This is a genomic window from uncultured Methanobrevibacter sp. (assembly GCF_937906425.1).
In the GTDB taxonomy this organism is placed as follows: Archaea; Methanobacteriota; Methanobacteria; order Methanobacteriales; family Methanobacteriaceae; genus Methanobrevibacter.
Window position 1 is genome coordinate 1 of the sequence record NZ_CALCYR010000114.1, and the last position, 7,992, is coordinate 7,992.

General features: G+C 32.0%; 7 protein-coding genes. 2 read left to right on the forward strand and 5 right to left on the reverse strand.

What is annotated here, in order from left to right:
* From Q0138_RS02990 to Q0138_RS03010, 5 genes are all read right to left on the reverse strand, one after another.
* Positions 1 to 196: Ig-like domain-containing protein (locus Q0138_RS02990; protein ID WP_297980726.1), on the reverse strand; the 196-nt coding region annotated here is incomplete at its 3' end.
* 454 nt (positions 197 to 650) lie between these two features.
* Positions 651 to 1,196: a hypothetical protein gene (locus Q0138_RS02995; protein ID WP_297980729.1), complete on the reverse strand. Its 546-nt coding sequence runs from the start codon at positions 1,194 to 1,196 to the stop codon at positions 651 to 653.
* 296 nt (positions 1,197 to 1,492) lie between these two features.
* Positions 1,493 to 3,823: a DHH family phosphoesterase gene (locus tag Q0138_RS03000; RefSeq protein WP_297980732.1), complete on the reverse strand. Its 2,331-nt coding sequence runs from the start codon at positions 3,821 to 3,823 to the stop codon at positions 1,493 to 1,495.
* A gap of 138 nt (positions 3,824 to 3,961) precedes the next feature.
* Positions 3,962 to 4,471 (reverse strand): hypothetical protein, encoded by a 510-nt coding sequence (locus tag Q0138_RS03005; protein ID WP_297980735.1) that lies wholly within the window; start codon positions 4,469 to 4,471, stop codon positions 3,962 to 3,964.
* 479 nt (positions 4,472 to 4,950) lie between these two features.
* The gene (locus Q0138_RS03010) at positions 4,951 to 5,331 is read right to left on the reverse strand and encodes a desulfoferrodoxin (RefSeq protein ID WP_297980737.1); all 381 of its coding nucleotides are present in this window, start codon (positions 5,329 to 5,331) and stop codon (positions 4,951 to 4,953) included.
* Positions 5,332 to 6,006: 675 nt separating this feature from the next.
* Between Q0138_RS03010 and Q0138_RS03015 the strand changes: the two genes are divergently transcribed.
* Positions 6,007 to 6,933 (forward strand): DUF2121 domain-containing protein, encoded by a 927-nt coding sequence (locus Q0138_RS03015; RefSeq protein WP_297980740.1) that lies wholly within the window; start codon positions 6,007 to 6,009, stop codon positions 6,931 to 6,933.
* A gap of 35 nt (positions 6,934 to 6,968) precedes the next feature.
* Complete coding sequence (locus Q0138_RS03020) at positions 6,969 to 7,883, forward strand: MBL fold metallo-hydrolase (protein WP_297980743.1); 915 nt, start codon at positions 6,969 to 6,971, stop codon at positions 7,881 to 7,883.
* Positions 7,884 to 7,992 lie beyond the last annotated feature (109 nt).

Here is a 7,992-nt window from a genome sequence, read left to right on the forward strand (position 1 = left end):
TTCCAGCCTTCTTTCCTATGACTATGCCTTGATCGCTTACTTCTGCTATTTCATTGTCAGAAGATGACCACAAGAGTAGCTTGTTTGTAGTATTATCAGGAAGAATTGTAGCATGTAATTCCTCGTAACCACCAACTTTAATATCCATCTTGTGTTTGTTGATATACAATTCCTTGGCTGGTTGTACAACGCTCACTACACATAGAGCCTCGGAGCCTCCGTCAACAGCTGTAGCCTTAATCGTGCAAGTCCCGAGTTGTAAGCCAGCTATACGTCCATGTTCATCAACAGAGGCGATGTCGTTATTACTAGAACTCCAAATCACTTCGTTATCACTCGTGCCAAGAGGAAGAGTTTCAGCAACTAACTCTTCGCTCTCTCCCAAATTGATGTCAAGTTGACGTGACGATAAGTCAACTCCTGTCACATGCTCAAAAACTTCGACGTGACATGTATCGGCTATTGTTTCGTCCATTTCTGAACACACGATAATATCCGTTTTCCCATACCCTTTTGCTCTTACCATTCCATTATCAGTAACCTCTGCTATGTCTTGATTACTGCTTTTCCAAGTAAGTCTTTTAAAGTATGCATCTTGTGGAATAATAGATGCAAACAGATTCACCTCATCGTCTCTGTATAATCTTAGGTCATTTTTTGTTAAGTGTTACCTGAGTTGGAGGAGCCATCTCCATTATAACCTTCATTGTCTTAAACTTCGTATTCAAGTATTTTTCTTTTGTTCCCGACGGAACAAAGAGCGTGTCACCCTTTATTTCACAATAGTGGTTGCTATTGCCATTACAATCAGATATATTGACATCCTCTGGGTCTGTTATGTATGATATAAGATTTCCTCCACTTCCTACGACAATATGTTCAAGTTCCCTAATTGTTGAAGGAATGGTTATCGTTCTCGTTCCTTTATTTGAAATATGGTCTGATAGAATCCCCCACTTTATTATTTCAACTCCTTCGGGGAATTCTAGGTATAAAACTTGTTTTTCTGGTGTATTCGTATGATCTTTATATGCATCGATAACTGTGTAATTTTTCTCTACCCGTCGGATAATTAAAGAGTCTACAGCTGAATCGTGTGTATAAATAGTATTGGTGGTGTCATTGTTTGTGTTGACTTGATAAATCTTGATATATTTGGATGTAATAAGTTTTTTTAACTTAAATTTTTTTATCATTTTTTCATAAAAATTTTTTTAAATTTTTGTGCAATTGTGAAAAAATTATTTTGTGAAAAATAACATTTTTTATTTTTGAAAAATAATTTTTTTATAAAAAATTTAATTTTAATAAATTTTGAAAAATAGTTTAATTTTTAATTTTAATAATTTTAAAAAAATAGTAAGTTTCTAAATAAAAAAATTATGGAAATAAAAAAAGAGTAATAAAATTAAATTTAATTATTTAATTTTATTTAATTAAATTTAATTATTTAATTGGATTTAATTATTAATTTCATGATTCAATTAAAAGATCAATTGTCAGATAAGTTTTGAACTTCATTAAGAAGCTGGGTTAAAACTTCCTTTCCAAGTCCTTCAATATATTTTATTGATCCAGCACATTCATGTCCTCCGCCGTCAATTCCCGCTTGAGGAATCTTGTCTGCAAGAGTGATTACAATATTGTTAACATTAAATCCAAACATCTGGTGAACTGTATCAGTTGCTCTTAAAACACCAAAGTCAGGGCCATGACCTAGAGTGATGATTGGCTTGTCCTCTCCAAGGTCCTGAACGATCTTGTCGTGTACAAAACCACAGGTTTTTCCAGGTGCAGGGAATGTAAACTTGTGAGCGTATTTTTCAACGTCCAATACATTGAAGTAAATTCCATTTTCCAATTGAATCTGCTTGATATTAGGCAATGCAGCCTTCATCTGGGTGTCGACACGTTTCAAGTATTCCTTATACAATGCCTCAACCATCTTTTCATGCTTATCTATATTGTCAACACCTAATATTGTGTCAATAATGCCTCTACCATTCATGAATCTAAGGAAGAAAGCCTCAAAGTCAATACATTCAGCAATTTTCTTTAATTGCTCTCTTGAATATCCCTTTTCAGCTGCAAGTTCAACATATTGTTCCACCTCATCAGCCTCTGCATGGTCTCCCAATACAGCAATTCCAGGCAAGTGCTTAATCAGTTCAGTGACTTCCGGATTTATGATATGTGCAACCTCTGTAGCAAGTGCCCCTGCAGTGATTTGTGAATCCCCTCCAACAAGGTATGGGTTTACATGGGTGTCAACATATTCGTCAACAGTCACTGTTCCGCCAACTATGTCTTCAGCTTTTGATTCCACATCTCCTGAAACGGTTTCACCGCTTCTTAATGTTTTTGTAATCAGGTCTCCAGGTGAGTGGTGGTCAATAACAACAATTTCAATGTCATATATTTTAGCCTGCATCAATGCAACGATATCCTCTTCAGTGGAACCGTTGTCCAAAAGAACAATCAATGGCAATTTTTGACCATGCCTATCCAAGTCTTCAAGTGCAAATGATAAATCCTTTACAACATCCTCTAATTGATAGAATGGTGCCTTACTTGGAGATCTTTTAAAGTAATGGTATTCTGCATCATTGTCTGGATTATGTTCCTTTAAAAGAGGAATTACAGCCTTTTCCATTGCAACTCCTGCACAGATACCGTCTGCATCTGCGTGGTGTCTTACAAGAATGCTTCTTCCATCAAGAATTGCTCTTCTAATTACTTTTGCAGCTTCTCTCATTTTTGGCTTTAACCTATCCAGGACAGGGCTTGTAATAAGGAAGTCAATATCTTCAGGTTCTGCTCTTTCATCCAAAGCCTTGTCAATGATTTCCCTCATAGCCTCAGCCTTGAACTCATCCAATTTTTCAATGCTTTCAGATTCGATTTGGATTTCGCCATTGTGCTTGTTGACTTCTCCAACCACTTCAACAATGTCTCCAACATCAATTTCAGGATACATTCTCACTCCAGGCTCATTAAATGCTGCAGCCCAAGTGATTGAAGTTTCATCTGTAATTGTAAATATGGTCGGTCCTGAAGTTTGCTGTACTTGAATGACCTCACCATAAATCTTGACAATGCTTTTAAATGCATCCTCAAGGGTATCGATTTGAGTTCTCTTGATGTCTTTTGTAAGTTTTCTGATTACATATTCTCCCTTGTGAATATGTGCAGGGATCATGTCAACCTCACGTTTTCTTTCCTTGATTTGGCTGATTCTGACGATTATATAATCTCCTACCTTACTGTGGGAGTTTCTGGTTCTCATCAATCCCCAAACCTGGTTGTTTAAACTTACAAAGATACCATATCTTTCAACTCTTGTAACCTTTCCTCTGTAAAGTGAATTGATTTCCAAATCACTCATGTCGCATAATCCATCCAATTCATATACGATTTCCTTACCTTCAATATTGGATTCAACTTTAACTGCTTGTGGTTTTTCCAATTTTTCCTTAAGTCTTCTGACTTTTTCTTCCTGTTCTTTTTCATAACATTCCTTACAGTATTCCTCATTGGAATTAATTTCCTTACCACAAGTATTGCATACAGTAATTTCACCAGTTCCGCCGCAGTGGGAACATTCTTCCAAAACATCTACTGTTCCTTTTCCATCACATGCTTCACATGGAATGTCTTGGTCTGCATCAAGGTCAAATCTTGCTCTTGCATTGTTGTTTACTCCCTTGAAATGGCCTTTCATTTCAAAGGTGTCTATATAACCAATTCCATCACATGCTTCACAGGTCTTTGTATCCACTGGTATTGAACCGGCTCCTTTACATTTAGGGCATGTTTTTTTCATTATTTCATCTCTTGATATATGGTTTTTCTTTATTTGTAATAAATTTAAGTTCAGATTTCTAAATAAATTTAAATATTATTCTTTTTCAATTCAGTTAGGTTTTTCATAAAATTTCTTGTTCAATTTGATTATATGATTTTAAATAATTCCAGCTTTCTTAAAGAGTTCTGTATTATTGTCCACAATTGCATTTCTTTGATTTTGAAGGATTACAGCCTGGTTCATCAGTGAATTTGCAGATGTGGCATAGCTGTTTCCAGAACTTATGTCATTATTTGTATAATATTGCAAAGCAAGGTAAAGTTGATCACTTGCCTGTTTTTTAAGTGAAACCTCTTCTTTAATCAAATCGATATAATCCTTGTAAACACTTTCATTGAGACTGTTTTCATTTTCTTCAATCTCTTGGATTTGGATTGAAGCGTCATCAAATTTGTCTTTTGCAATTTGGATGTTTTGGCTTCCGCTGGAATAGTCACGACTGTTGATAAAGTTTATCGCTGAATTATAGTCATTGTCCCCTTCGCTAATATCCGTATTCAATTCTTTTAGGTTATTGTTGATATTATCGATAGGGCTGTTAATACATCCGCTTACTGCTACGACGGCTATCAATATTAGAGCAATTAAAAATATATTCTTTTTCATGTTATCTTAGGTTTATATTTATTTTAAAATTGAATTTTTATAAAGACTTGTTTCACTATTTGATTAGATATAATATTAATAATTTATTTTTCATATTTAATAAAATTAATTAATAGTTTTTATTTTTAATTTTTTTTATTTTTAATTAAATTAATCAATTCTAAAAGGTTTCTATAATTTTTAAGTATTCCTATTTTATAAACTTAATCAATTTTAAAAAGGATTTGATTTTCAAAGCTTAATTTTTATCTTTTCAAATAAAAATCATCTATTAATTTTAATCCTTTTTATTATGTAAAAAAAGAAAATGATTAGAAAATTCTCATTATTTTAATGATAATGATTATTTTTATTTTAAATTTATTTTGGCTTTGTATGTGTTTGGTGTTTGTTAATTTGTTTATTATTTAAAAAAAGTATAAAATGATTAAAGAATTTCTTTAATCATTGTAAAAAAGTATTATTTAGAAAAATAATACTTAGGAATGCCATAATCCGTGGATGTTACAGTATTCAATAGCTTTAACGTCTTCCACTTCAGCATCAATATCAAATACGGCTTTTGGTTCTTCACCAGGGTTTAAGTTAGCACGGAATACTTGATCTCCTACAATTAATTCAACGAAATTGATGTAGTGTTCCTCTTCCATTGGGTGTGGTACTTCTCCCATTGTAACAACGATTTTTCCATCTTCCTTAGTGATTACAGGGATGTGTTTTACTCCACCTTCTTCTAATTGTCTAGGTTCTAAGTGTTCCATTGCTTCTCCACAACATTGGATGTCACAAGTACCTTCTCCAATTCCTTCAACCATGTTTCCGCATGTATTACATCTGTAAATTTCATTAATTTTTACCATTTATATTGCCTCCTTTAGGTAATTAATTCTACTTTGATTTAACTAATATATATAATTTTATATATTTCAAACAGTTTATAAAATTAAATTTACTTTTTATTTTTTTCATTTCTTTCACGAGTTTAAACTATCATTTTATTTTCACTTATTTTCACTTATTTTCACTTATTTTCATTTATTTTCATTTATTTTCATTGGGGTTTGCTGTTTTTAATATTCTTTCTTTTTACTTATTTTTCACTTATTTTCATTAGTTCCATATATTACAAACTTTTTATAAAATTGTATTTGCTTTTGTTTTATTCATTAATTGGATTTAATTAATTGTTTTTTTGATTTTCTTAAAATTATTTCTTTAAATTCTATTTTTTTATAATATTTCATTTATTTTGTTAATATTTTTATTAATTTTTTAATTAAATTAACAAATATATTCTATAACTTTTTATATTATGGAATAAATAAATATAAATTAAGATTAATTAAATTTCATTATTTAAATTAAAATCTGATTTTTTTAACTTGATTATTAAGCTTTGATTTTTTATTCGGATTTTAATTCTTTTGAAATTTAAAATTTGATAAATAATAAGACAGCACTATTTGAAAATCTAAAATTAAAATCTAAAATCTATTAAAATTAACTATAGTGCTTATATTAAGCGATGTGAGTTTATGAGTTTAATTATTGCTTATGTAGGAAAGAAAGGTTGTGTAATGGCCGGAGATAAGAGAAGAATTGCTTATTTTGGTTCTAAAGAAGAACGTGAACTTCTAGAACAGGAAATATACTCCGGTGAAATTAAAAATGATGAAGAATTGTATGCTAGAGCCGAAGAGCTTGGCATCAGTTTAAAAGTTACTGATGATGCCTGTAAAGTCAAATCAGTTGAAAATGTTGCAGTAGGTGAAGTCAGTTCAAGAGGAACTACTGAAACCAAAAGAAAAAGAATCTACGGTACCACAAATGGTTTCCAGATAGTGGAACTTACAGGTTCTGAAATAATCAGTGTAAACAAGGGAGACTCTTCAATTATCGTATTCGGTAATAAGGTTACCAAATCAATGGCTAACAACTTATTGAAGGATAAATGGAAAGCCAGCTTCAGCCTAAAATATATGGGGGATATCTTTGGCGATATAATTGAGGAAATATCTAATAAAACTCCTTCCTTAGGTAAAAAATATGATGTTGTTATCCAACAGAATAATTTGCCAAAGGGCAGTGTTCAGGATTACATTTCTGAAGTTGTTGAAAGGGATGTAAATCTCTTGGCTAAATTCAGGGCTAAACTTCAGGAAGATTTATTAAAACAAAATGAGGAGATTAAATTAGCTTCCACCATTATTGATGAAGGTTCTATCGGGCTTATTGATTCAATCGACGGAAATGTCATTGAAGTCAAGCTAAATCCTGATGTTAGAGCGTTTGACATTAATTGGAAATTACTAGCAATACCTGGCCAAAACGTATTGATGTTTGTTGATGATGAAGAAGGTTTGGAATTAGGTGATGAGGTAGTAATTGAAAATGAAGTTTTATGCGTTAAAAAGAACAAGGCTAATTTAAAATGTGATATTATTTTATGTCATCTTAAATAGTTGTTGAATTTTAAGAGATTATTTGAGGTGATTTAGTGAAATTAATCTTTTTAGGTTCTGGCGGTGGAAGATTCGCCACCATCAGTCAAAAAAGGATGACTGGTGGTTTTAGAATAGATAATTTCGGCGGCAAGAATTATCACGTTGACCCCGGTCCTGGCGCATTGGTCAGATCCTATCAATTTGGCGTAAACCCTACCAAGATTGATGGAATATTTATTTCCCATTCTCATACTGATCATTATAACGATGCGGAAATTCTTATTGAGGCAATGACTCGTGGGATGACTAAGAATAATGGAATAATCATGGGAAGTACAACTGTTTTTGAGAAGTATAAACGTTGGGGTCCTGCCCTTTCCACTTATCACAAGAGCAATTCCAAAAACTTGATGCTGACTCCAAACAAGATAAAGAAGTTTCCAAATTTTTCAATCAAGGGAACTGAAACCAGGCATGGCGATCCAACAGGTGTAGGTTTTCAGATGGAAGCCAATGATTTCAGAATCTCATACACTGCAGACACTCGTTATTTTGATGAATTGGCTAAATATCATAAGAATGCTGACATTTTGATTGGAAGTGTTTTAAGACCTGGTGAAAAGTCAATCAAGGGACATATGTGTACTCAAAACTTTATTGACTTGGTTGATGATGTTCAACCTAAGCTTGCGGTAATGACTCATTTCGGTTTCAAGATGATTGCTGCAAATCCTGTTGAGGAAGCAATATCAGTCTTTAGAAAAACTGGTGTTAGAACATTGGCTGCCTTTGATGGAATGTGTGTTGACATTAATGAAAAGAATCCTGAAAGGTCTCGCATGATTAGACTTAAGGACAGATTCGCCGCACGTTTAAAACCAGAAGAGGTTTATTCTTTAAAAGGAGAATTTAGGCCAAATTCAAATAAGAAAAATAAAAATAGGAATTATAATAATTTTAATAAATAAATTAGGGATTATAATTCTTTTTTTAAATTATTATTCTTTTTTAGCTTTTTTTTAATAATATTTTTTTTAATTTTTTAAACTTTTTTCTTAAATAATTTAAATTTAATTT

Coding starts and splice junctions, on each gene's coding strand:
- Q0138_RS02995 (WP_297980729.1), bottom strand. CDS start 1,196: ATGATAAAAAAATTTAAGTTAAAAAAACTTATTACATCCAAATATATC.
- Q0138_RS03000 (WP_297980732.1), bottom strand. CDS start 3,823: ATGAAAAAAACATGCCCTAAATGTAAAGGAGCCGGTTCAATACCAGTG.
- Q0138_RS03005 (WP_297980735.1), bottom strand. CDS start 4,471: ATGAAAAAGAATATATTTTTAATTGCTCTAATATTGATAGCCGTCGTA.
- Q0138_RS03010 (WP_297980737.1), bottom strand. CDS start 5,331: ATGGTAAAAATTAATGAAATTTACAGATGTAATACATGCGGAAACATG.
- Q0138_RS03015 (WP_297980740.1), top strand. CDS start 6,007: ATGAGTTTAATTATTGCTTATGTAGGAAAGAAAGGTTGTGTAATGGCC.